This window comes from Achromobacter sp. RT286_PF, assembly GCF_059760425.1.
Window position 1 is genome coordinate 62,744 of the sequence record NZ_JCBAMR010000028.1, and the last position, 23,148, is coordinate 85,891.

Genomic DNA, 23,148 nt, shown 5'->3' on the forward strand with positions numbered 1-23,148 from the left:
AGCGGCCCGCGCCCTGCTAGCGGCCCGCGCCGCGCTAGCCGCACGCGTGGTAGGCCGACGGGGCGTTGTCGTACCGGTCATGGTGGCGCACCCAGTCGCCCAGGTTGAAGTGCGGGCCGGATTCGTTGCGGCCCAGTGGCGCGAATTCCAAGTAGTTGTAGGCGCCCGCCAGGCGTTCCACGCCGCGTTCGAACGTTGAATAGGTGTGGAAAATCTCACCGTCCGGGTCACGGAAAAACGCGCTGATGCCTGATCGCTCTTGCACGCTGCCGTCAGCCTGGGCCACCGAGGCCTGCATGTCGAAGTTAAAGTCGCAACCTTCGGACGACACCCATGGAAACTGCCAGCCCATCCGATGCTTGAACGCTTGCAGCTTGCCCAGCGGCGCGCGCGATACGGCAACTACCGACACGTCGTGATGGCGCAGATGCATCAATGCCGCCTCCAGATGGTCGACCAGGAACGAGCAACCTACGCAGCCTTCCTGCCAATCCGGGCCATACATGAAGTGGTAGACCAGCAACTGGCTGTTGCTGGCGAACAGATCGGCCAAGCCCATCGGCCCGTGCTCGCCTTGAAACTGGTAGCGTTTGTCCACCTGTACCCAGGGCAGCTCAAGGCGTTCGCGGGCCAGCGCGTCCTGGTTGCGGGTCAGTGCTTTTTCGCGGGCCAGCAGCGCCAGGCGCGCGGCTTCCCATTCGGGGCGTGATACGACGGCGTGATTTATCTGCATGATGCGGCTCCTGATGGCGGGCCGGTCCGGCCCGCGGGCGGCAAGGCAACTCAGACGGCGCTTGCCAGGTGATCCGCCAGCCGATCCATGGCGCCCGCCCAGCCGGCTTCGTGGCCGTCTCGGGTTGGCTGATCGACAAACGGGGTTTGCAGGAAGGCCAGTTCGGTGCCGCCCTGCGCGGGGGTGAATTCAAGGGTGATCAATGAGGTTTCGTCGGGCGTGTCGCGCCATGCCCAGGTGAACACCAGGCGGCGCTGCGGTTCGACTTCCTGGTACACGCCGCTGGCGTAATGCGCCTGGCCGTCTTCCGTCACAAAGCCCACTTCATAGGCGCCGCCTACGCGCACGTCGGTGTCGGCCTGCAACACGCGCTGCGTGCCGGCCGGGCCGAACCATTGCATTAGCGCTTGCGGGTCGGTCCACGCGCGCCAGAGGCGTTCGGCCGACGCGGTGAAGCGTCGGGTGAGTCGGAGTTCAAGCGGGGCGCTGGCGTTGTCGTCGCGGCCGGCGCTGCGGCGTTGGTCGCGGCCGGAAGTTGCGGCGTTGTCGCCGGGCTTGTTCGGGGTGGGGTCGGTGGGCATGGGTGGATCTCCTCGTCGTGATACAGGTATCGGGCCAGTGAATCCAGTTGCCCGGTCCAGAACTTCTCGTAGCGCGCCAGCCAGTCGGATGCGGCCCGCATCGGCTCGGGCGACAAGGTGCAGCTGACCACGCGCCCGTCCTTGGCCCGTGCGATCAGCCCCGCGTCTTCCAGCACCCGCAGGTGCTTCAGGAAGGCGGGCAAAGACATTGCGTGCGGGCGCGCCAGTTCGCTGACGGACGCGGTGCCGTGTTCCAGGTCGGCCAGCACCCGGCGCCGCGTGCCGTCGGCCAGGGCGGAAAAGACGCTGTCCAGCGTGTCATCGTTTAAGTTAACCATACGGTTAAGTATCCGCCCGGAAAAAAGCCGGCGTCAAGCCGGCGGTGATTGGGAATTTCCCTGACGTCAATCGTGGCGGTGCATGGCGGATTGATGCTTGGTGTCTCGCATCGAGGCATACACCAGCAGGGACACGAAGATCACGCCTGCCAAGTAGTAGTAGAACCATTGCTCGTGGCCTTGCTGCTTGAAGAACAGCGCGATGGCCGGCGCCGTGCCGCCGAAGATCGACACGGTGATGGCGTAGGGCACGGCCACGCCCGTGGCGCGGATGTTGGTGGGAAACAATTCCGCCTTCACGACGGCGTTGATCGATGTGTAGCCCGCCGTGAAAACCCAGGCGCCGCAGATCAGCAGGAACGCGATGAAAGGGGACCGGGTGTGCGACAGGGTCATCAAAATGGGCACGGTCAGCGCCGCGCCCGCAACGCCGAAGAAAATCAGCAGCGGCTTGCGGCCTACCTTGTCGGACAGCGCGCCATACAGCGGCTGAAGGATCAAGGCAAAGATCAACGAGCCGGCGATGATGTAGGTGGTGGTGATGTCGGTAAAGCCCGCCGTCTGGCGAACAAAGGTCTGCATATACGTGGTGAACGTGTAGAACGCCGCCGTGCCGCCGGCTGTCAGGCCAACCACGATGGCGACCTCGCGCGGGTACTTTGTCAGGCCGCGCAGCGAACTCGTTCTGGGCTTGGCTTGTTGTGCCTCTTGCGCCGCTTTATACGAATCGGTTTCCGGCATGTCGCGCCGCATCAGCGCCGTCACGATGGCCAGCAATGCGCCGATCACGAACGGAATGCGCCAACCCCATTGCACCAGTTCTTCATGCGTCAGGAACACGTTCTGCAACAGCAGCAATACCAGGATGGCGCAAAGCTGGCCGCCGATCAGCGTGACGTATTGGAAGCTGGAATAAAAGCCGCGATGTTCGGGGTCGGCAATTTCGGTCAGGTAGGTAGCGCTGGCGCCATACTCGCCGCCCAGGCTCAGGCCTTCGACCACGCGTGCCAGCGCCAGCAGGGCGGGCGCGGCCAAGCCGATCGTGGCGTAGGTGGGCGTCAGCGCGATGATCAGCGAGCCCACGCACATCATCCCCACCGATACCATCAACGACAGGCGCCGCCCGTGCCGGTCTGCAAGGTGGCCGAACAGCCAACCGCCCAATGGCCGCACGATGAAGCCGGCCGCGAACAGCGTGGCCGCATTCAGCTGCTGGACGACGGGATCGTGCGAAGGAAAAAAGGCGGGCGCGAAATACAGCGCAAAGGCGGTGTAGGCGTAGAAGTCGTACCACTCGACCAAGTTGCCCATGGACCCGATGAAGATGGCCTTGATGCGGCGTTTTGCGTCGGGCATGGCCAGATACGTTTGCGTCATGACTGTTCTCAAGGTGAGCTTGTCGGGGAGTCGCCGGACACGCGAGCGCGCCTAGTCCTCGCCCGTCAAAATCGCAAGGTCAGCCGCGAAATGGAACACGCATGGGCAATATCTTGCGCCTGGCCGCCGCGAAATGCACGCGTCGGCAAGGGTGCTTCCTTAAGGATTTAGTCAGGTATGCCGCTTGCGGCCAAGGCACATTCCGCCCCATTGCCGTGCATCGGTACGCATCGCACAGCGCGGCGGCAGGCACGCTATAGAGGCTGTTGGCCGCCTCTGTTTGCCACCTATTTGCCGCGCGGCTTGATGATGTCGCACGCGGCGGCGCGATCGTCCGTCTGGGCGTCGCTGCCCAGCAACGCCTGGGCGCCGCAGACCGATGTGAACATGCCCTTGTTGTCATGCCCGACGCCGCCCACCTCGAAGCTGCTGCGATGCAAAGGCACGGGTTTCGGGCCACGGCCGGCCAGCACATATTCGTATTGGATATAGCCCGTGCCACGGGCCAGGCGCGTGGCGCCCTGGGCTTCGGCGCCGCAGGTCTTGTCCAGCAGCCGGTGTTCGGGGTTGTTGTCGGCGCCGCCCAACAGATAGGTGACGTCGCGCGCCGCGTAGCGCACGAACAGCCGGGTATCGTCGGTTTCGCGGGCGTAGGCGGGCAGCTTGTCCGTGCCGTACTTGTACTGGTTATAGGTGGGACAGATGCCGCGTTCGTAGGGCGCATAGCCCTTGCCGTCGGCGCGGGGGCGCTCGTTGGTCAGGTACAGGTAGGACGACGGGTTGGCAATGACGTAGCGCAACGCCAGGCCATCGCGCCGCAGCGCGCCGTCAACGTTGTTCAGGATGGCGTAGCGTTGCACCAGCTGCGCACCGGCGGAGTGGCCGGCCAGCACGATGCCTGCCAAGGCGGGCAGGCGCTTGCGGTCGTCCAGGCTGCGCAGCAGGTCGTCCAGCACCTGGAACGAGGCCACCGGCGCGGGGCGGCCGCTGGCCTGGATGCTATCTTCGCCGTCTTCCCAGCTGGATTTGCGCCACGCGGCCATGCCGCCAAAGCCCGAGTCGATCGACCCCGAAAACCGGGGCGCCAGAATCAAGGTGTCGCGGGCGCGGTCGGGGTTGTGCGACAGCAGCTGCGCGGCGGTGTCGTAGTAGCGGTCGGCGTCGCGCTTGACGCCATGCACCACGATCAACACCTGCTTGATGTCGCGCAGGTCGTCCTTGGTCAGGTTGCGGTTGGCGTAGACGGGAATCTTGTAGCGATGGCCCGGCTTGCCCAGTTCAACGGGCTGCCAACGCAAGGGCGCGGCGCGTTTGGGCGCGGGCACCGTTTCGTCGTAGTCGTAGGGGTCGGGCAAGGGGGTCTGCGCGGGGGCAAGCCTTGGCGCCAGCAAGGCAACCAGGGCCAGCGACACGCCCAGCGCTACGCCAAGCGCCCGCCAGGAGGCGGGACGCGTGGTGGAGCCGACGGCGGCACGAACGCTGGCGAGCGCGGCGCGGGCAGCGGAAGGGGCAGGCGCGCGTCGCATGGCGCGGCGGGCGTTCAGCAGGCCTCGTGGCCCAGCAGTTGCTTCAGGGCGGGCAGGTCCAGGATGCGGACCTCGCGCTGGTTGATCTTGATCAGGCCTTCGCGCGCGAATCGGGAGAACAATCGGCTGACGGTTTCCAAGGTCAAGCCCAGGAAATTGCCGATTTCTTCGCGGCTCATGCGCAGCACGAACTCGGTCGACGAATAGCCCAGCGAGGCATAGCGTTGCGACAGATTCAACAGGAAGGCGGCCAGGCGCTGCTCGGAACGCATCGAACCCAACGAGGCCAGCATCTGGTGCGACCGCGTGATCTCGCGGCTCATCAGGCGGCGAAACTGCTGTTGCAGCGAGGGCAGGTGCGCGGCCACGCGATCCACTTCGTTCAGGCGGATGACGCAAACCTCGGAGTCTTCCAGCGCGACGGCGGCGGACACGTGCTTGCCTTCAAGCATGCCGTCCATGCCAACGATTTCGCCCGGCAGGTGAAAGCCGGTGATCTGGATCTGGCCGGTGGCGTCTTCCAGCTGCGTCTTGATGCTGCCAAAGCGCACGCCATAGACAGCATCAAGCGGGTGGTCCAGCGAGTACAGCATCTTGCCTTTCTCAAGGCGTACGCGTTCTTGCACCAGCTCGTCCAGCTTTTCCACTTCGGCGGCTGCCATGCCCACGGGCACACACACGTGGCCCAACATACACGTGGAACAGTGGGCGGCATCCGGGGCGACGGGAACCCGTTTTTGCATACGATGACCTTTATAGTGCCCGTCGCGCCAGGAATGGCGCGTACGGGTGTACAAGCGTGAAGACAAAAAGCATTGTAGTCGGTTGTTACTACGGGCGTCTTACGTGCCCTTGGTTGCCGGACGCGATTGCCGATAGGCGATCCAGTCGTCTGCCGGGATATCCACGGCCAACGCTCGCAGCGACGGATCAATGGGATAGTACTGGCAGTGCACGTCCCGCGCGCCGTTCAGGGGCGAATCCAGGCGCGCGATGGTCTCCCGGCGCACGAAACAGCAGGCTTGCCCCGGCACGTATTCTTCGATCTCGTCCATCAGCGCGATCAGCGCCGGGTCGACCCGATACACGTCGCCGCGCACCCGCCGCCCGTCATCCACCGGGATTAGACCGGGCCATGAGCCGAAGTCGACCAGCATGCCGGGCACCGTGGCCGGGCCTACCCAATGGGCCTCGGGCAGGCCGCGCCGGGCGGCGGCTTGCGCCAGATCATTGATTTCGCCCGTGCGTAGGGTGCCGTAGACGAAAACGTATATGCTCATAAATCGGTTTATCTCGCACGTCGAAGCAGTGAAGTGGGCGGCAGGGTGTTGAAATTTTGTCATCCGGCCACATATTCAGGGTATCGAGCCAGCCGGCACGTATCGGTCAGGCTCTCCAACAAGCCAAACGACCATTATGCGATTCGACAAACTAACCACCAAGTTCCAGCAAGCCCTGGCCGACGCCCAAAGTCTGGCCGCGCGCAACGACCACCCCTATATCGAGCCCGTGCACGTGCTGTCGGCGCTGCTATCCGACCCGGACAGCGGCGCGGGCAGCCTGCTGGCGCGAGCGGGCGTGGCGGTCAACCGCCTGACCCCCGCGCTTGAAGCAGCGATGAAGTCGTTGCCGCAAGTGCAGGGCGACGACAACGTGCAAGTGGGCCGCGACCTGAACGCGGTGCTGACCCGCACCGACAAGGAAGCCGCGCGCCGTGGCGACACCTACATTGCCAGCGAGCTGTTCCTGCTGGCGCTGGCCGAAGACAAAGGCGAGGCCGGCCGCATCCTGCGTGAAGCGGGGTTGCAGAAGAAAGCCCTGGAAGCCGCCATCGACGCCGTGCGCGGGGGCGAAAACGTGTCCGGCGCCGAAGGCGAATCCAACCGCGAAGCCCTGTCCAAGTACACCCTGGACCTGACCGAGCGCGCGCGCCAGGGCAAGCTGGATCCCGTGATCGGCCGCGATGATGAAATCCGCCGCACCATCCAGATCCTGCAACGCCGCACCAAGAACAACCCCGTGCTGATCGGCGAACCCGGCGTGGGCAAGACCGCCATCGTCGAAGGCCTGGCGCAGCGCATCGTCAACGACGAAGTGCCCGAAAGCCTGCGCGGCAAGCGCGTGCTGTCGCTGGACCTGGCGGCGCTTTTGGCCGGCGCCAAGTTCCGTGGCGAATTCGAAGAACGCCTGAAGGCCGTGCTCAAGGAATTGGGCCAGGACGACGGCAGCAACATCGTCTTCATCGACGAGCTGCACACCATGGTCGGCGCGGGCAAGGCCGAGGGCGCGATGGACGCGGGCAACATGCTCAAGCCCGCGTTGGCACGCGGCGAGCTGCACTGCATTGGCGCGACCACACTGGACGAATACCGCAAGTACATCGAAAAGGATGCCGCGCTTGAACGCCGCTTCCAGAAGGTGCTGGTGGACGAGCCCGACGTGGAATCCACCATCGCCATCCTGCGCGGCCTGCAAGAGCGCTACGAGATACACCACGGTGTTGAAATCACCGACCCGGCCATCGTCGCGGCCGCCGAGCTGTCGCACCGCTACATCACCGACCGCTTCCTGCCCGACAAGGCCATCGACCTGATCGACGAGGCCGGCGCGCGCATCCGCATGGAAATCGATTCCAAGCCGGAAGTGATGGACAAGCTTGACCGTCGCATCATCCAGCTGAAGATCGAGCGCGAAGCCGTCAAGAAGGAAACCGACGACGCCTCCAAGCGCCGCCTTGGGGTCATCGAAGACGAGCTGGAAAAGCTGCAACGCGAATACAACGACTTCGAGGAAATCTGGAAGGCCGAGAAGGCCGCCGTGCAAGGCACGCAGGCCATCAAGGAAGAGATCGACAGCGTGCGCGCCGAAATGGCGGAATTGCAGCGCAAGGGCCAATTCGACAAGCTGGCCGAACTGCAATACGGGAAGCTGCCTGACCTGGAATCGCGCCTGAAGGCCGCCGAAGTGGGCGCCGCGCAGGCCGCGGAAAACGCCGAGGGCGACAATGGCCGTCCGCGTCTGTTGCGCACGCGTGTGGGGGCGGAAGAAATCGCCGAAGTCGTCTCGCGCGCCACCGGTATTCCGGTGTCCAAGATGATGCAGGGCGAACGCGAAAAGCTGCTGCACATGGAGGAATTCCTGCACAAGCGCGTGGTCGGCCAGGACGAGGCCGTGCGCCTGGTGTCGGACGCCATCCGCCGTTCGCGTGCGGGCTTGGCGGACCCGGCTCGGCCTTATGGATCGTTCCTGTTCCTGGGCCCCACCGGGGTAGGCAAGACCGAACTGACGCGTGCGCTGGCCGAGTTCATGTTCGACTCTGAAGAGCACCTGATCCGCATCGACATGAGCGAGTTCATGGAGAAGCATTCGGTGGCGCGGCTGATTGGTGCGCCGCCCGGATATGTGGGCTACGAAGAGGGCGGCTACCTGACCGAAGCCGTGCGTCGCAAGCCGTACAGCGTGGTGCTGCTGGATGAAGTCGAAAAGGCGCATCCGGACGTGTTCAACGTGCTGCTGCAAGTGCTGGACGACGGTCGCCTGACCGATGGCCAGGGCCGCACGGTGGACTTTCGCAACACGGTGATCGTGATGACGTCCAACCTGGGTTCGCATCACATCCAGAGCCTGGCGGGCCAGCCGTACGACGTGGTCAAGGAAGTGGTGTGGGGCGAGCTCAAGCAGACCCTGCGTCCTGAGTTCCTGAACCGTATCGACGAAGTGGTGGTGTTCCATGGGCTGGAAGCGCAGCACATCGAGTCCATCGCCCGGATCCAGTTGCGCCGCCTTGGCGCCCGGCTGGAAAAGCAGGAGATGCGGCTGGAAGTCACCGAGGCCGCGCTGGCGGAACTGGCGCGTTCCGGCTTCGATCCGGTGTTTGGCGCACGCCCCTTGAAGCGTGCCATCCAGCAGCAGATCGAAAACCCGGTCGCGCGCCTGATCCTGGAAGGCAAGTTCGGGCCGCGCGATGTCGTGCCGGTGGATTGGCGCGACGGGGAATTCGTGTTCACCCGTACGTTGCAGTAAACCGGTAGCGTTGCGGTAAACAAAAAGCCTGGCATTGAAAAATGCCAGGCTTTTTTTACGCTCCGTGCAGGACTTACTGCGCAACCGTCACGAACACCGGGTTCGAATAGAACCACAGGTCGTTGTAGTTGCGCGCGTTGATCGCGTTAAAGCGCGCGACGTTGTCGGCCAGGTCCACCTTGGCGTCGGGCAGCGGTTCACCGGCCGCCGTCTCGCCGGTAACGTCAACGCCAAGATTGGTGCCGCGCAAACGCAGGTACTGGCTCTTGTCTGCCGTGATCGTGGTCTTGATGACGTTGTAGCCGTCGGCGTCCACCGTCCAGTCGGCGCGTGTGTAGCGGGCCAGCACACGGGTGGACGGGTTGGTGTCGGCGTCATATCCCGGGGTGCCGGCGGCGGCGCGTGCCCCGACGTCGCCCACGATCAGGTCCACGTGGTTGACGGTGGGCTTGACGTAGGTGGGGTTGCCGCTTTCGATCGGGTATTCGTAATGGTTGCTGTCCGGGCTGCGAAAGCGGATGGTCACTTCCACCTTTTCGCCCTTCGTGGCTTGCAGTTCGCCGCCCATGTGCACGACGCCAGCCGAGCCTTGCGCCTGGAAGTCCAGCGCATCGATCAGGTCGCCGAACACGCCGAAGACCCGGCCGCTTTTCAAGCCGGCCACCACCGCCTTCATGTCGTCGCCGTCCTTCCACACATGCGTCTTGGCGTATTCGCCCGGCGCGTAGCCCGAGCTGTACAGCCCTGAGGCGGTGCGGAAGTGGAAGTCGGAATCGGCCACCGTCCAGATGCGTCGGCCTTCGCCCAGCAGCGCGTCCCACGTGCCGCCCAGGTGCGCCACCAGATAGTCCACGCCGCCGTACGTGCGGTTGGGCAGGAACGCGTTGGTGTAGGCCGTGGCGTAGCCGCCGCGATCCGGTTCCATCTGGTTGCCGACCATGCCTTCGATGGCGAAGAAGATGCCGGGCGCCAGGTCGTTCATTTCGCGCAGCTGCGCGGCGGTGTACTTGCCCGCATAACGCGACGGGTGGTTCAGCAGCATGTAGCTGTCGGGGTGCTTGTCGCGTAGCCACGCCAACGCCGCCAGCGAATCGGCATGCGTGGTGTAGGCGCGCGTCTGGTCCGCCAGGCGCGACACCAGCAAGGGGTCGAACAGGGCAGGGGCGCGGTTGGTGAACAGGTATTCGAAGTCGGCCACGGCTTGCAGCGACTTGTCCGACAGCGGGTCGTCGGTGCCGATGCCGATGTTCACGTGGTCATGCGTTGGCATGTCCCATTCGAACGACGAGAAGATGATTTTGTCGGCATAGCGCCCGGCGGCCTGCGCGGTCTTGATGAACGGCACTTCATACTGCGCCATGCCGGTGGAAAACGGGATGGCGCCGCCTGCCAGCGTCGTGCCGGTATGGTCGCGTCCCGATAGCCGCAGGTGGTTTGAAATGGCCGCCCAGTCCAGCTGGTAGCGGTCAAAGGCCTGGTCCAGCGCGCTTTCCAGGCTGACCTGCGCGTCGTCGGACTGATAGGTGTGCACGTGCAGGTCGCCCGTGGTCCAGGCGCCGGTTTCGACGGGCTTGGTGGGCTCGACCGGCGGCGCCGGCTCGGTCACCACAGGCGGCGTGGGGGGCGCGACGGGTTCATCGTCATCGTCGCTGCCACCGCAAGCGCTCAACAAGGTGACGCAAGCCAGCGACAGGGGCAAGATGGCCCGCCGCACGCGGGATACTTCGAACTGCATGGACACACTCCAACGTCTGGCGACCCGCAACGGCGGGCCGCAAAACGCCGAACTATGCCCACGACGAGTGACGCGGGCATGACAGCAGGCCACCGCGATACGACGCGGGTGCCTAACGCTTGCGCGTGCTGCCGCCCTTGGCCTTGCCCGCGCCCGAGCCCGCGCCGGTGCCCGCGCCGGTGCCCGCGCCGGTGCCCGCGCCGGTGCCCGCGCCGGTGCCCGCTTCGGCGAGCGCCTGCGTGATGATGGCGTTGGCCGTCCAGCGCACCACGTCCGTGACGGCGGGCAGGTCCAGTTGCCAGATGTCTTTCAACACCAGGAACACTTCGGTGCCATACACCAGCGAAAGCGCTTGCGCCACGCGGTCCTGTTGCGCGGATGTCAATGTCTGCGCCAGCGGAGCGATGGCGCGCTTGAGGATGTCGACGCGATGGCCGCGCACCAGTCGGGGCTCGGCGGCGTCCTTGCCGGCGCTGGCTTGCGCATGCTGCTGTAGCGACACCATGATGGCCGCGCGCAGCGGCGCTTCGTGGGACGCCAGCCGGGGGTAGGCAAAGCGCAGCAGTTCGTCGACACGGGCGGCTGCGTCGGACGAGTCGGAATCCCAGGCGAGGATGGGGCCCAGGCTTTCGTCCACCACGGCCGCGATCAACGCGCTTTGGCTGGGAAAGTAGCGATACGCGGTTGCGCGCGACACCTTGGCATGTTCCGCCAATTCCGCTACCGACGGGGTGATGCCCTGGGCCATCAGCTGTTGCGCTGCGTCCAGCAAGGTCTTGCGCATGCGCGCGCGCGGCCCGTGCGGCGGTTCGCCGCTGGCCTCGGCCTGACGGCTGGCGGGCGCGATCAGCCGTGCCGTGCCGCTCGTGGCCGAACGGTTGGCCGGGACGGCGGGAGTTTGACGTGAGACAGGCGTCTCAGTATGATTCTTTCGTCTCATTTCTTGATTCTACACAGGCCTTCAGGGCCTCACATATCGAGGCGCGCACCGAGTGTAGCCGCCCGCGGAGGAGCCATGACGCATTCGAACCGGCGGGTATTTGTTGCCGCCACCTATGACACCAAGGGCCAGGAAGCCGAGTACGTGGTGGACCTGCTGCGCCGCGACGGCGTGGACGTGGTGTCGGTGGACGTGTCCACCACGGGCGCGCCAAGTGCCGCGCAGATTCAGGCGCGCGACATCGCCGCCAGCCACCCGGGCGGGGCGGACGCCGTGTTCACCGGCGATCGCGGCACGGCCATCGCCGCCATGGCGCTGGCGTTCGAGCGCTACGTGGCCGGCCACGCCGGCATCGGCGCGCTGTTGGGCCTGGGCGGCTCCGGCGGCACGGCGCTGATCGCGCCGGCCATGCGCGCGCTGCCCATCGGCACGCCCAAGGTGATGGTGTCCACGATGGCATCGGGCAACGTCGCGCCCTATGTCGGCCCGTCCGACATCGCAATGATGTATTCCGTGACGGACGTGGCCGGGCTGAACCGCATTTCGCGCCGCGTGCTGGCCAATGCGGCGGGGGCCATTGCCGGCGCGCATCGCATGGCCGCGGCCAGCGCCACAGCCGATGATGGCCGCCCCGCCGTGGGCATCACCATGTTCGGCGTCACGACGGCCTGCGTGCAGCAGGTGACCCCGCTGCTGGAATCGCGCTATGACTGCCTGGTGTTCCACGCCACGGGCACTGGCGGGCAGTCGATGGAAAAGCTGTTGGACAGCGGCTTGCTGGCCGGCGTGCTGGACCTGACGACCACCGAAGTCTGCGACTTTCTTTTTGGCGGCGTGCTGGCCTGCACGCAAGACCGCTTCGGCGCCGTGGCCCGCACGGGCGCGCCCTATGTGGGGTCTTGCGGCGCGCTGGATATGGTCAATTTTGGCGGCATGGACACCGTTCCCGAACGCTACCAGGGCCGCCAGTTCTATCCGCACAATCCGCAGGTGACGCTGATGCGCACCACGGTCGAGGAAAATCGACGGCAGGGCGAGTGGATCGCCGAGAAGCTGAACCAATGCAATGGACCCGTGCGCTTCTTGATACCGGAAGGCGGCGTATCAGCGCTGGATGCACCGGGCCAGGCGTTCTGGAACCCCGAGGCCGACGCCGCCTTGTTCGCGGCGCTGGAGGCCAATGTGGTGCAGACCGCCGACCGCCGCCTGGTGCGCGTGCCGTGCCATATCAACGACCCGCTGTTCGCCAGGACGGCGGTGGACCAATTTCTTGACATCGCTAGCCATTAAGGAAGGCCCCATGCCGCGTTTTGACCGTAACGAACTGCTGGACAAGTTTCGCGCCATGGTGCGCGCCCGCACGCCTATCGTCGGCGGTGGCGCGGGCACGGGCTTGTCGGCCAAGTGCGAGGAAGCGGGTGGCATCGACTTGATCGTCATCTATAACTCGGGCCGCTATCGCATGGCGGGACGCGGCTCGCTGGCCGGCTTGCTGGCCTACGGCAACGCCAACGAGATCGTGGTCGACATGGGCCGCGAAGTGCTGCCGGTGGTCAAGAAGACGCCCGTGCTGGCCGGCGTGAACGGCACCGATCCGTTCTGCGATTTCGATGTGTTCCTGGATGACCTGAAACGCCAGGGATTTGCCGGCGTGCAGAACTTTCCCACCGTCGGGCTGATCGACGGCACGTTCCGCGCCAACCTTGAAGAAACCGGCATGGGCTACGCGCTGGAAGTCGACATGATCCGCCTGGCCCACCAAAAGGGCATGCTGACCACGCCGTACGTTTTCAACGAGGACGACGCCGTCGCCATGTCGAAAGCGGGCGCGGACATCATCGTGGCCCATATGGGCCTGACGACAGGCGGGTCCATCGGCGCGGAAACGTCGCAGACGCTGGACGATTGCGTTGCCGCCATCGACCGCATTGCCGATGCCGCGCTGGCGGTGCGTCCGGATATCATCGTGCTATGCCACGGCGGGCCCATCGCCACCCCCGAGGACGCCGCTTACGTGCTGCGCCACTGCAAGCAATGCCATGGTTTCTACGGCGCCAGTTCGATGGAACGCCTGCCCACGGAACTGGCCTTGACCGCCGCCACCCGCGAATTCAAAAACCTGACCTTCTGAGGTTCTCATGTCGCATACCGTCTTCGTCAGTGCCGTTATCCACGCACCGCTTGAACAGGTGTGGCCGTGCTTTCGCGATTTCAACGGCCTGGCCGCCTGGCATCCGGGCGTGGCGCAAAGCCGCCTGGAAGCGGACGGGCGCCATGACGCGGTGGGCAGCGTGCGGTATCTGGCGCTTGAACCATCGGGCTTTGTGCGCGAACAGTTGTTGATGCTGGACGACCCCAACGCGGCGCTGCGCTATTCGATCATTGAAACCGACCTGCCCATGCGAGACTACACGGCGGGCGTGTCCTTGCATCGCATCACGCAGTCTGAGCAGACATCGGGGCTGCCATCGGGCGAACACACGCTGGTGCAATGGTGGGCGGACTTTCGTGTCGAAGGCGCCGAGCTTGCCGATGTGGCCCATGCCGTGGGGCAGAATGTGTTCGCGGCGGGCCTGGCGGCGCTGGACGAAAAGCTGCGCGCCGGCCAGGCATAGCGGATAGCGCAGTCGCCTCCGCTAGGTCAGCGGCATTTCGGTCAGCGGCATTTAGCTCAGCGGCATTTAGCTCAGCAGCATTTAGGTAAGCGGCATTTAGCTCAGCAGCATTTAGGTCAGCGGCATTTCGGCCAGCGTCTTGCGGCTTGCCGGCACGCGCTTGCACCCGGCGGGCAGTGGCGCGCCGCGCAGGTAATCGTGGATCGCGCGGATCAACGCCTGCGCCGCCGGACTGGTCGGGTATTCCTTATGGCGGATGACGCACACGGTGCGCACCACCGTCGGGCGCGCCAGCAGCGCATAGGCCAAGCCGGGTTCCTGTACCCGGGCGGCGGCCAGCGCCGGCAACAGCGCCACGCCCAGCCCGGCCTTGACCAGCGCCGCCTGCGACGTGGTGCTGGATGCTTCGTAGAACGGTGCGCCGGCCTCGATTGGCAAGTCGGCGCGGGCACGCAGCAGCGCCATGATGCCGGTTTCGTCCACCACCCCCACCAATTTGCGCCCCGCCAGATCCGACCAGCGCATCGTGCCGTCCCGCCCCGGCTTCAGATGCGGGTCATCGGCCCGGTACAACACGCCGAAGCGGTCTTCCAGCAAGGGTTCAAAGTGCAGACCGGGCGCATCGGCCCACCGGCTGGTCAAGCCGAAGTCCACTTCGCGCGCCGCCACCTTGCGCTGGATGCGGCCGGAATTTTCGTCGCTCAGGTATAGGCGCACGGCGGGATATTGGGCCGCGAATGCGGCTGCCGCCGGCGCGATGATTTCGGTGATGGCCGATGGCGCGGCGGCCACGCCCACGCGCCCGCGCTCCAGCGCGCCATAGCGCACCACGTCTTCGATCACGCCATCAAAATCGGCCAGCAAGCGCATCACGCGCGGCAAAAATTCTTCGCCCGCCGCGGTCAGCAACACGCGCCGGCTGGTGCGCGCGAACAGCTGCGTGGCCAGCGCGTCTTCCAGCTGGCGCACCAGGCTGGTCACGGACGATTGCGTCTGGAACAGCCGCTTGGCGGCGTGCGTGAAGCTGGATTCCTGGGCCACCGCGACAAACGCGGTCAGGTGCTTCAAGGTGACATGCTTGGGCAGGCGATTCATTTCAAACCACGATAGATGGATCAATAAAAACAATTTTTCCAGATTGATCGGCCGGACGATACTAGGGGCTTCATCCAGGCAGGACGAACATGCAACACGGAAAATTGGATCTGATCATTGAAGGCGGCTGGGTCATCGATGGCCTGGGCGGCCCGCGACGGTTGGCGGACGTAGGGGTGAAAGACGAACGCGTGGCGGCCATCGGCGACCTGGCCCAGGTCCAGGCCACGCGCCGCATCGATGCGCGCGGCAAGATCGTGGCGCCCGGGTTCATCGATTCGCACGGTCACGATGACTTGATGTTCGTGGAAAAGCCCGGCTTGCCGTGGAAGACCAGCCAGGGCATTACGTCGGTGGTGGTGGGCAATTGCGGCGTCAGCGGCGCGCCCGCGCCCTTGCCGGGCAACACGGCGGCGGCCTTGGCGCTGCTGGGGGAAACGCCGCTGTTTGCCGACATGCACGCCTATTTCGATACCCTGCGCGCGCAGCAACCCATGATCAACGTCGCGGCGCTGGTGGGCCATGCCAACCTGCGCCTGGCCGCCATGCGCGACCCGACCGCCACGCCAACGCCGGACGAGCAGGACACCATGCAGCGCATGCTGGACGATGCGTTGACGGCCGGCGCGGTGGGTTTCAGCACAGGGCTGGCCTACCAGCCGGGCGGCGCCGCGCAACAAGATGAACTGGATGGCCTGGCCCGCGTGGCGGCCGCGCACGGCGCGCTGCACACCAGCCACATCCGCAACGAAGGCGACGAGGTTGAAGCCGCCGTGGACGAGGTGCTTTCCGTCGGGCGCAACACGGGCTGCGCCACGGTGCTGTCGCACCACAAGTGCATGATGCCGCGCAACTGGGGCAAAAGCCGCGTCACGCTGGCCAACATCGACCGCGCGCGCGCCGAGGGCATCGACGTGGCGCTGGACATCTACCCGTATCCCGGCAGCTCGACGATCCTGATTCCCGAACGCGCCGACAGCATCGACGACATCCGCATTACGTGGTCGGTACCGCATCCGGAATGCAGCGGCGAATCGCTGGCCGACATTGCCGCGCGCTGGGGCTGCGACAAGACGCAGGCCGCGCAGCGGCTGTGTCCGGCAGGCGCCATTTACTTCGCCATGGACGAGACCGAAGTGCAGCGCATCTTTCAACACGAATGCTGCATGGTCGGGTCGGACGGCCTGCCCAATGACGCGCACCCGCATCCGCGCCTGTGGGGCAGCTTCACGCGGGTGCTGGGCCGCTATGTGCGCGAGGCCGAATTGCTGACGCTTGAAGCCGCCGTGGCCAAGATGACGGCGTTGCCCGCGCGCGTGTTCGGGCTGTCCGGGCGCGGCCGGCTCAGCGTGGGCGCCTGGGCGGACATCGTGGTGTTCGACGCGGACACCGTGGCCGATTGCGCCACCTGGGACGCGCCGACGCTGCCATCCATTGGTGTTGAACACGTGCTGGTCAATGGCCAACCGGTATTCCCGGAAACGCCGGGCATGAACCGCCCCGGCAAGATCTTGCGGCGCGAAGCCACTGACAAAAACCCCAAGGAGACAAACCCATCATGATGCAAAAGACATTGATTGCCCTGGCGCTGGCCGCGTTGTTGCCCACCGCCCATGCCGCGTTCCCGGACCATCCCATCACCCTTATCGTGCCGTTCCCGGCGGGTGGCCCCACCGACATCGTCGGCCGTGTCGCAGCGGCCAAGGCGGGCGAGATCCTGGGCCAGCAGATCGTGGTGGAAAACCGTACCGGCGCGTCCGGCACCATCGGCATGGTGGCCACGGCGCGCGCCAAACCCGACGGCTACACCGTGGGCCTGGCCACCGTCAGCACGCACGGCACCGCGCCGCACTTGTTCCCCAACCTGGCCTACGACCCGGTCAAGGATTTCACGCCGATCAGCAACCTGGTCACCAGCCCCAATATTCTTAGCGTCAACCCGAGCTATCCGGCACGGACGCTGGCCGATTTTGTGGCGCACGTGCGTGCCAATCCGAACAAGGACGGCTACGCCAACGCGGGCGCGGGCGGGGTGAACGACTTGGGCATGATCTGGTTCTTGCAGATCGTCGGCGGCAAGATGAACAGCATTTCGTACCGGGGCTCGGCGCCGGCGTTAACCGATACGGTGGGCGGCGTGGTGCCGGTCATCTTCGATAATTTCCCGTCGTCGCTGCCGTATGTGAAAAGCAAGCATCTGCACGCGCTGGCCATCACAGGCACCGAGCGCAACCCGCGCCTGCCCGATGTGCCGACGTTCGCCGAGCAGGGTTATAAGGACTACGACGTCACGGCCTGGTACGGCGTGGTGGGCCCGGCCGGCATGCCCGCCGATGTGCGCGACAAGCTGGCCCAGGCGTTTGCGCAAGCCGTGCGCGACCCGGCCACGGCGGCGAAGATGGAGGAAACGGGCGCCTTTGCACTGGGCAATACGCCGGCGGAATTCGCGGAACAGATTCGCACGGAACGCGACCGCTGGAAGACGGTGATCGACCGCGCGCAGATCAAGCTGCAATGAGATCTCGCTGTGATGCGAGCCGGCTGTGATGCGAGCCGGCTGTGATGCGATCAGGCTGTGATGCGATCAGGCTGTGATGCGATCTGGCCGCGATGCGATCAAGCCGCGATGCGATCGATCCGCGAGATCAAGCCGCAATCAGCGACCGGGGCCGGGCTGCGGCAGGTCCCGGCTGCGATAGTGTCGGGCGCAGCGCCATAGCCTTAGTACACGTCGCGCCGGTAACGGCCGGCGTGCAGCAACGCCTGCAAGGCGTCGTCGCCCAGCACGTCTTGCAGTGCCGCGTCTACCCCGGACGCCATGCCTTGCAGGCTGCCGCAGACGTAGATGGCGGCGCCGTCCGCCACCCAGGCGCGTAACGCATCGGCTTGCTCGCGCAGCACGTGTTGCACGTAGCGGCGCTGGGCTTGGTCGCGCGAATAAACGGTGTCCACGCGTTCCAGCGTGCCGTCCGCTTTCCAGACGTCGATGTCGGCGCGGCAAAACGCATCGTGCGCGGCGTTGCGTTCGCCGAAGATCAGCCAGTTGCGTCGATGCCCCGCCGCGCGTCGCGCCTTGATCAGCGCGCGCAGGCCAGCCAGCCCGGTGCCGTTACCCACCAATATCATCGGGCGGCCATCGTCCGGCGCATGGAAGTTGCGATTGGTGCGTACGCGCAGATCGATCTGATCGCCCACCTGCGCCACCTGTGTCAGCCAGCCGCTACCTACGCCCAGGCCGCCGTCTGCCCCGGGCATCTGGCGCACCAGCAGGTCAATGGCCCCCTCTTCCGGCAACGACGCAATGGAATATTCGCGGTGTGCTTGCAGCGGCCCGTCGCGTTCCAGCCGGGGGCCGATTTCCGCGATATCGCCAGCCAGCCAACCTGGCTTGCCGTGGGCCGGGGGGGTTAGCGTCAACAGGTAGCAAGGACCGCCCGCGCTGCCGGGGTTTTGCAGCGTGCGCGCTGCGAGCCGCCACGGTTCGTAGTCCGGCGCCTGCCAATCGGGCAGGTCGCTGCGGCCGGTCAACAGGCTCAGGTGATGTTGCCAGTGGCGCAGCGCGGCGGGGTCGCCGTTGTCCACTTCCACCATGTCGAACAAGGGCGTGGCGCCCTGGGCGTGCAGCCAGTCGTTCAGCTGATGCCCAAAACCGCAGAACCGCGTGTATTCGCTATCGCCCAGCGCCAGCACCGCAACCTGCACACCGGCCAATGCCCGCGAGGGCGCGGCCTGCATCTGGCTGGCAAAGGCGGCCGCGGCGTCGGGCGGATCGCCTTCGCCATAGGTGCTGACCACGAACAGCACGCGGCGGTAGGCGGGCGATTGCCCCGACAAGCGCGCCACATCCAGCTGCCCCAGCGACGCCACATGCACCGTCAGGCCGCCCGCGCGCAGTGATTGCGCGGTTTGCTGCCCCAGGGCCTCCGCATAGCCGGTCTGGCTGGCATACGCGATCAGCACGGCATCGGAATCAGAACCCCCGTCGGCGTTCAGGCTCAAGGCGGCCAGCGCCCGCGCCTGGCTGGCCTGATGCCGCCGCGCGCGGCGCCACGCCCACAGGCACAGCAGCAGCCACACTGCCACCACGCACGCTGCGGCGAACAGTCGGGTGGGGCTCATCGGGTCAGGAAGTTTGGGCCAGCGCCTGAAACGCCGGGGTGGCGACGACGCGGTAATCGTGGGCGTCGCGCAGAATGAACAGGGCCGCCAGGTCGTGGCGGCGGGCGTAGGCCAGGCCGTCGGCCTCGCCCAGCACCGTCAAGACCGTCGCCAGCGCGTCGGCCTGCATGCATTCGGCGTGCAGCACGGACACGGACGCCACGTTGTTGCGCACCGGCTGCCCGCTACGCGGATCGATGGTGTGGGCATAGCGTGCGTCGCCACTGCCAGCGTGTCGCCGATAGTCGCCGGACGTGGCGATGCAAAGGTCTTGCAGGGGCAAGGCCAGCGCGTGCTGGTCGCTGGCATCCGGCACCTCGATCGCGACGCGCCAGGCTTGGCCATCGGGCCGCCTGCCGCGCGCGCGCAGCTCGCCGCCCACTTCCACCAGGTATTGCGAGATACCGAGCGCGTCCAGCGCCAAGGCCGCGCGGTCCACGCCATGGCCTTTGGCGATGGAAGACAGATCCAGGTACGTGCCGCCGGGCTGCATCGCGGCTTGCCGTGCCACGTCCAGCGGCACGCGGCGCCAACCGCAACGCGCGCGCGCCGCGTCGATGGCGGCAGGCGAGGGTGGTTCAAACGCGCGCTGGTGCGGGCCAAAGCCCCAGGCGTTGACCAGCGGCCCCACCGTGGGGTCATACGCGCCGCCGCTGTCCTCGGCCAAGGCCAGGGCATGGCGCAGCACGTAGAAAAAGCTGTCGGGCACCACCTGCCAGCCTTCTGGGGCCCGGTTGAACCGCGTGATATCGGAGGCCGATTCCCAGGTACTCATCTGCGCCACGACGTCGTCCAACGCCGCCTGGATAGCGCTGCGCGCGGCGTCACTGTCGATGCCGGCCGGCAGCGCCATGCGTGCGGACCACGTTGTGCCCATGGTCGCGCCCGCCAACGCCGCCAGCTCGGGCAGTGCGGGCGGGGCCGGCAGCGCGGTCGGCGCGGACCACGTGGCCACGGCGGGCGACGCTGACAAGGCTGGCAATGCTGACAAGGCTGGCAACGCTGACAACGCTGGCGATGCGGGGCGCGCCGCCGGCATGGCGCCATAGCTCACGCGCACGGCGGGGGGCGCCGTGCCGCGAGGCGCATAGGACCGGGCTGCCGACACGCGCGCGCCTCAGGGTTGCAGCACTTCGACGGTGCCGGCGTAGGACAGACGGCGCTTGGTTGCCTTCGGCACGCTGACCTTGGCGTCTTCCATGCCGGCTTCGATCCAGTACAGGCCGGGCTGCGGCCACTTGACCGAGAACTTGCCGTCCTTGTCGGTGGTCAGCTTGATCTCGCCGACCTTGTCGCGATAGCGGCTGCCGCCGGGCACCACGTTCACTTCCAGGTTGGCGGCGGGCTGGCCGTCCAGCAGCATCTGGAAGCTGGCCGCTTCGTCCGTGAACAAGTCGTTCGGGTGCGTGACCGGCGCCAGCTCCAGGCCACGGCCCACCGGCTTGATGGTCGACGGCTTGCCCGCCGTCACGAACGTTTCGACTCGGCCCAGGCTTTGGGACACTTCCAGTTCTTGCGCGTTGGCGGGCACGGCCTGCGCCATGCCTTCGACCTTGCCGAAGTAGCGCTTGTTCTTGCCGTCTTCCTTCCAGCGCGCAAACACGCCGTCGTTGACCACGGCCACGCGATACGTGCCGCTTTGCTTCAGTTGCAGGTCGAACGTGCTGCGCAGCTTGCCACGGTTCAGGTTTTCGGCTTCGGCGGGGTTGCCGTCCGGCGCGATGACGGCCAGGCCGTCCAGGCGCATCGGCGCATGGTTGAAGTAGAACTTGTCGTTGCCGACGGCGGCGTCAACGGTGATCCAGCTGTCGGTGCCCGACAGCACGGTGGACGACGGCACGATCCACACGTCATGCGCGTGGGCGGCAAAGGGCAGGCACAGCGCCAGGGCGGCGGCCAGTTTGGCGGCGGATTTCATGGTTGCGGTCCTTGAAGGCATGCGGGGCATCAGGGTTTGAGGTTGAGCGCGATGGCGCCCAGTTCGTGTTCGCCTTGCGCGGTCAGTTGCTCGGCCTTTTGCGCGGGCCACTGGAAGGGAATGCGCACCAATTCACGGCCGCCGACTTCACGCGCCGCTTCCACCACGACCGCGTACTGGCCGGGTTTGAGCGATGCCAAGGGCTTGGAGGCCGCGTCAAAACTCAGCGTGTGCTTGCCCACGGGCTTGGTCGCCCCGCTGACCCCGTCCACCGGGAACTGCTGGTTGCGGCCGCTGCGGCGCCACCATTGGCGCATGTCCTTGAGCCACTCGGTGCCTTCGTTGTTCTTCTTGGCCACGTCGTACCAGACGGCCAGGTCGGCGGCCACGCTCTGGTCGGGGTTTTCGATCCAGATCGCGACGTACGGGCGGTGGTATTCGGCCACATCCAGGCGCGGCACCTCGATGGACAGGCCGATGTCGGCCGCATTGGCCGTTCGGGCGATGGCGCCGGCCAAGAGGGCCGACAACAACAGTTTGCGCATGGAAATCTCCAGGGGCGGATCGAAGGAATCAGGGGACGAGCATCAGTGGATGAAGAGCAGCGCCAGGACGACGGGAATCACGACGCCCAGCCCCACCATGGGCCAGGTCGCGCTGCGGTTGCCGGCGTGCATCTTCAGCAGCACCAGCCCGGTCAGCGAAAAGACCAGGCAGGCAACGGCGAAGATGTCCAGGAACCAGCTCCAGGCCAGGCCGGTGTTGCGGCCCTTGTGCAAATCGTTCAGGTAAGACACCCATCCGCGATCGGTGCGCTCGTATTCGACATCGCCGCTGGCGCGGTCGATGGACAGCCAGGCGTCGCCGCCCGCGCGGGGCAATGACAGGTAGACCTCGTCGGCGGACCATTCGGCGGTTTTGCCCGCGGCCCCGGCATCCAGCGTATCGTCCAGCCACCGTGCGACAGAGGCCGGCAACGGCGCCTTTTTCTGACCGGACGGCGCGGTCAGTTGCTTAAGGACAGGGCCGGGCAATTGCGCTTGCCGGCTCGTTACCACCGCACGGGATTCGATGTGCGACGCGTTGTTCAGCGTGAGGCCGGTGACAGCAAACAGCAGCATGCCCAGCAGGCATAGCGCCGAGCTGATCCAATGCCATTGATGCAGCGTCTTGAGCCAGTAGGCCCGGCGCCGTGGAGTGGGTTGACTGTCCATGCGGGATTCGGTTTGAAGCGGCGGATTCTAACATTTAATGAGAATTACTCGTATAAAAGACCGGGTGGTTCACGGACGCTGATTTCAATCGATTTCGAAGGCGGCGCGGGGGCAAAGCGGGTGGCGCGTTGACGGTTCCCACGCGCCGGCGCGTTGACGACCCCCACGCCGCTGCGCGTTGACGGTTGTTGCGCGGCTGCGCCTTGGGCGCGTTATGCTGCTGCTGGTCTTTTGCCTTGCGCGCCGGCCTATGTCAGGCGCCCCGACTTATGTCTGCCTATCAAACCCTGATCCCGTTGAATTTCCTGGCCGTGGGCCTGGGCGCCGTGCTGGGTGCCTGGACGCGTTGGCTGGTCAGCCTGTGGTTGAACGTCGAGTCGTGGCCGTGGGGCACGTTCACGGTGAATCTGGCGGGCGGTTATTTCGTGGGTGTGGCGTTGGCGCTGGTGGCCGGGCACCCCGAATGGCCGACGTGGATCCGGCTGGGCGCCATCACCGGGTTCATGGGAGGCTTGACGACGTTTTCCACCTTCTCGGCGGAAACGGTATCGATGCTTGAGCGCGGCGCGTATGGCACGGCGCTGGGCTATGCGGGAGTGAGCCTGGCGGGGTCCTTGGCGCTGACGGCGGCGGGCATCGCCACGGTGCACTGGCTGCGCTAGGGGCAAGGCGCGATGCGCGAGGCGCGATGCGCGAGGCGCAAGGCGTAAGGCGTAAGGCGGTAGGCGTAAGGCGCCACGTTTAAGTGCCGCGGCAAAACGCTGGGTTAGGTGCTACGGCCAAGTGCTACGGCCAAGTGCTACGGCCAAGTGCTACGGCCAAGTGCTACGGCCAAGTGCTACGGCCAAGCGCTACGGCCAAGCCCTGTGGCTACGCGCGGGCGGCGGGCTTGCGC

Annotated in this window: 21 protein-coding genes and 1 pseudogene; 7 read left to right on the forward strand and 15 right to left on the reverse strand. The window is 65.9% G+C overall.

Going from position 1 to position 23,148, the window contains the following annotated elements; genetic code table 11:
* Nucleotides 1–34: 34 nt before the first annotated feature.
* From AC6LJY_RS20000 to AC6LJY_RS20030, 7 genes and pseudogenes are all read right to left on the reverse strand, one after another.
* Nucleotides 35–733 carry a DUF899 domain-containing protein gene (locus tag AC6LJY_RS20000; protein WP_498136614.1) on the reverse strand — a complete coding sequence of 233 codons (699 nt, stop codon included), beginning with the start codon at nucleotides 731–733 and terminating at the stop codon, nucleotides 35–37.
* A gap of 50 nt (nucleotides 734–783) precedes the next feature.
* Nucleotides 784–1,146: pseudogene (locus AC6LJY_RS20005) on the reverse strand (SRPBCC family protein); the annotation flags it as partial.
* Entirely contained in the window at nucleotides 1,134–1,652 is a 519-nt protein-coding gene (locus tag AC6LJY_RS20010) for an ArsR/SmtB family transcription factor (protein WP_498136615.1), read from the reverse strand. The gene AC6LJY_RS20010 and the pseudogene AC6LJY_RS20005, both read right to left, overlap by 13 nt.
* Before the next feature lie 66 nt (nucleotides 1,653–1,718).
* The gene (locus AC6LJY_RS20015; protein ID WP_498136616.1) at nucleotides 1,719–3,029 is read right to left on the reverse strand and encodes an MFS transporter; all 1,311 of its coding nucleotides are present in this window, start codon (nucleotides 3,027–3,029) and stop codon (nucleotides 1,719–1,721) included.
* Nucleotides 3,030–3,316: 287 nt separating this feature from the next.
* Complete coding sequence (locus tag AC6LJY_RS20020; RefSeq protein ID WP_314358718.1) at nucleotides 3,317–4,555, reverse strand: hypothetical protein; 1,239 nt, start codon at nucleotides 4,553–4,555, stop codon at nucleotides 3,317–3,319.
* A gap of 14 nt (nucleotides 4,556–4,569) precedes the next feature.
* Nucleotides 4,570–5,298, reverse strand: a complete 729-nt coding sequence (locus AC6LJY_RS20025; RefSeq protein ID WP_046804751.1) for a helix-turn-helix domain-containing protein — start codon at nucleotides 5,296–5,298, stop codon at nucleotides 4,570–4,572.
* 99 nt (nucleotides 5,299–5,397) lie between these two features.
* Nucleotides 5,398–5,835 (reverse strand): gamma-glutamylcyclotransferase family protein, encoded by a 438-nt coding sequence (locus AC6LJY_RS20030; RefSeq protein ID WP_314358714.1) that lies wholly within the window; start codon nucleotides 5,833–5,835, stop codon nucleotides 5,398–5,400.
* 136 nt (nucleotides 5,836–5,971) lie between these two features.
* Here AC6LJY_RS20030 and clpB point away from each other — a divergent pair, with 136 nt between their 5' ends.
* Nucleotides 5,972–8,578 (forward strand): ATP-dependent chaperone ClpB, encoded by a 2,607-nt coding sequence (gene clpB / locus AC6LJY_RS20035; RefSeq protein WP_046804749.1) that lies wholly within the window; start codon nucleotides 5,972–5,974, stop codon nucleotides 8,576–8,578.
* Nucleotides 8,579–8,651: 73 nt separating this feature from the next.
* On the opposite strand, the gene AC6LJY_RS20040 is transcribed toward clpB, so the two are convergent.
* Together AC6LJY_RS20040 and AC6LJY_RS20045 are read right to left on the reverse strand one after the other, a co-directional pair.
* Nucleotides 8,652–10,313: an S-layer protein gene (locus tag AC6LJY_RS20040; protein WP_314358708.1), complete on the reverse strand. Its 1,662-nt coding sequence runs from the start codon at nucleotides 10,311–10,313 to the stop codon at nucleotides 8,652–8,654.
* 112 nt (nucleotides 10,314–10,425) lie between these two features.
* The gene (locus AC6LJY_RS20045; protein ID WP_498136617.1) at nucleotides 10,426–11,253 is read right to left on the reverse strand and encodes a TetR/AcrR family transcriptional regulator; all 828 of its coding nucleotides are present in this window, start codon (nucleotides 11,251–11,253) and stop codon (nucleotides 10,426–10,428) included.
* 75 nt (nucleotides 11,254–11,328) lie between these two features.
* On the opposite strand from AC6LJY_RS20045, the gene AC6LJY_RS20050 reads away from it, so the two are divergent.
* The 3 genes from AC6LJY_RS20050 to AC6LJY_RS20060 are packed head-to-tail and all read left to right on the forward strand — an operon-like array spanning nucleotide 11,329 to nucleotide 13,868.
* Nucleotides 11,329–12,543: a Tm-1-like ATP-binding domain-containing protein gene (locus AC6LJY_RS20050; protein ID WP_498136618.1), complete on the forward strand. Its 1,215-nt coding sequence runs from the start codon at nucleotides 11,329–11,331 to the stop codon at nucleotides 12,541–12,543.
* A gap of 10 nt (nucleotides 12,544–12,553) precedes the next feature.
* The gene (locus AC6LJY_RS20055; RefSeq protein WP_314358703.1) at nucleotides 12,554–13,384 is read left to right on the forward strand and encodes a phosphoenolpyruvate hydrolase family protein; all 831 of its coding nucleotides are present in this window, start codon (nucleotides 12,554–12,556) and stop codon (nucleotides 13,382–13,384) included.
* A 7-nt stretch (nucleotides 13,385–13,391) separates the two neighbouring features.
* Complete coding sequence (locus AC6LJY_RS20060; protein WP_104144397.1) at nucleotides 13,392–13,868, forward strand: SRPBCC family protein; 477 nt, start codon at nucleotides 13,392–13,394, stop codon at nucleotides 13,866–13,868.
* 111 nt (nucleotides 13,869–13,979) lie between these two features.
* Here the strand turns inward: AC6LJY_RS20060 and AC6LJY_RS20065 are convergent, their stop codons facing one another.
* Entirely contained in the window at nucleotides 13,980–14,963 is a 984-nt protein-coding gene (locus AC6LJY_RS20065) for a LysR family transcriptional regulator (RefSeq protein WP_498136619.1), read from the reverse strand.
* Nucleotides 14,964–15,052: 89 nt separating this feature from the next.
* Between AC6LJY_RS20065 and AC6LJY_RS20070 the strand changes: the two genes are divergently transcribed.
* Both AC6LJY_RS20070 and AC6LJY_RS20075 read left to right on the forward strand, forming a co-directional pair.
* Nucleotides 15,053–16,525: an N-acyl-D-amino-acid deacylase family protein gene (locus tag AC6LJY_RS20070; RefSeq protein ID WP_498136620.1), complete on the forward strand. Its 1,473-nt coding sequence runs from the start codon at nucleotides 15,053–15,055 to the stop codon at nucleotides 16,523–16,525.
* Nucleotides 16,522–17,481: a tripartite tricarboxylate transporter substrate binding protein BugE gene (locus tag AC6LJY_RS20075; RefSeq protein ID WP_189371535.1), complete on the forward strand. Its 960-nt coding sequence runs from the start codon at nucleotides 16,522–16,524 to the stop codon at nucleotides 17,479–17,481. Before AC6LJY_RS20070 ends, AC6LJY_RS20075 begins: the two co-directional genes overlap by 4 nt.
* Nucleotides 17,482–17,684: 203 nt before the next feature.
* On the opposite strand, the gene AC6LJY_RS20080 is transcribed toward AC6LJY_RS20075, so the two are convergent.
* The 5 genes from AC6LJY_RS20080 to AC6LJY_RS20100 form a co-directional block, all read right to left on the reverse strand.
* Nucleotides 17,685–19,082, reverse strand: coding sequence for a sulfite reductase subunit alpha (locus tag AC6LJY_RS20080; protein WP_498136621.1), 1,398 nt, complete (start codon nucleotides 19,080–19,082; stop codon nucleotides 17,685–17,687).
* Between the two features lie 4 nt (nucleotides 19,083–19,086).
* On the reverse strand, nucleotides 19,087–20,094 hold the full coding sequence (locus AC6LJY_RS20085; protein ID WP_498136622.1) for an FAD:protein FMN transferase: 1,008 nt from the start codon (nucleotides 20,092–20,094) through the stop codon (nucleotides 19,087–19,089).
* A gap of 144 nt (nucleotides 20,095–20,238) precedes the next feature.
* Complete coding sequence (locus AC6LJY_RS20090) at nucleotides 20,239–21,039, reverse strand: DUF4198 domain-containing protein (protein ID WP_104144401.1); 801 nt, start codon at nucleotides 21,037–21,039, stop codon at nucleotides 20,239–20,241.
* A 29-nt stretch (nucleotides 21,040–21,068) separates the two neighbouring features.
* Nucleotides 21,069–21,584 (reverse strand): DUF2271 domain-containing protein, encoded by a 516-nt coding sequence (locus AC6LJY_RS20095; RefSeq protein ID WP_046804739.1) that lies wholly within the window; start codon nucleotides 21,582–21,584, stop codon nucleotides 21,069–21,071.
* Between the two features lie 42 nt (nucleotides 21,585–21,626).
* A complete protein-coding gene (locus tag AC6LJY_RS20100; RefSeq protein ID WP_314358687.1) occupies nucleotides 21,627–22,253 on the reverse strand; it encodes a PepSY-associated TM helix domain-containing protein in 627 nt (208 codons plus the stop codon).
* A gap of 269 nt (nucleotides 22,254–22,522) precedes the next feature.
* On the opposite strand from AC6LJY_RS20100, the gene crcB reads away from it, so the two are divergent.
* Nucleotides 22,523–22,915, forward strand: coding sequence for a fluoride efflux transporter CrcB (crcB, locus tag AC6LJY_RS20105; RefSeq protein ID WP_046804737.1), 393 nt, complete (start codon nucleotides 22,523–22,525; stop codon nucleotides 22,913–22,915).
* Nucleotides 22,916–23,148: the final 233 nt, after the last annotated feature.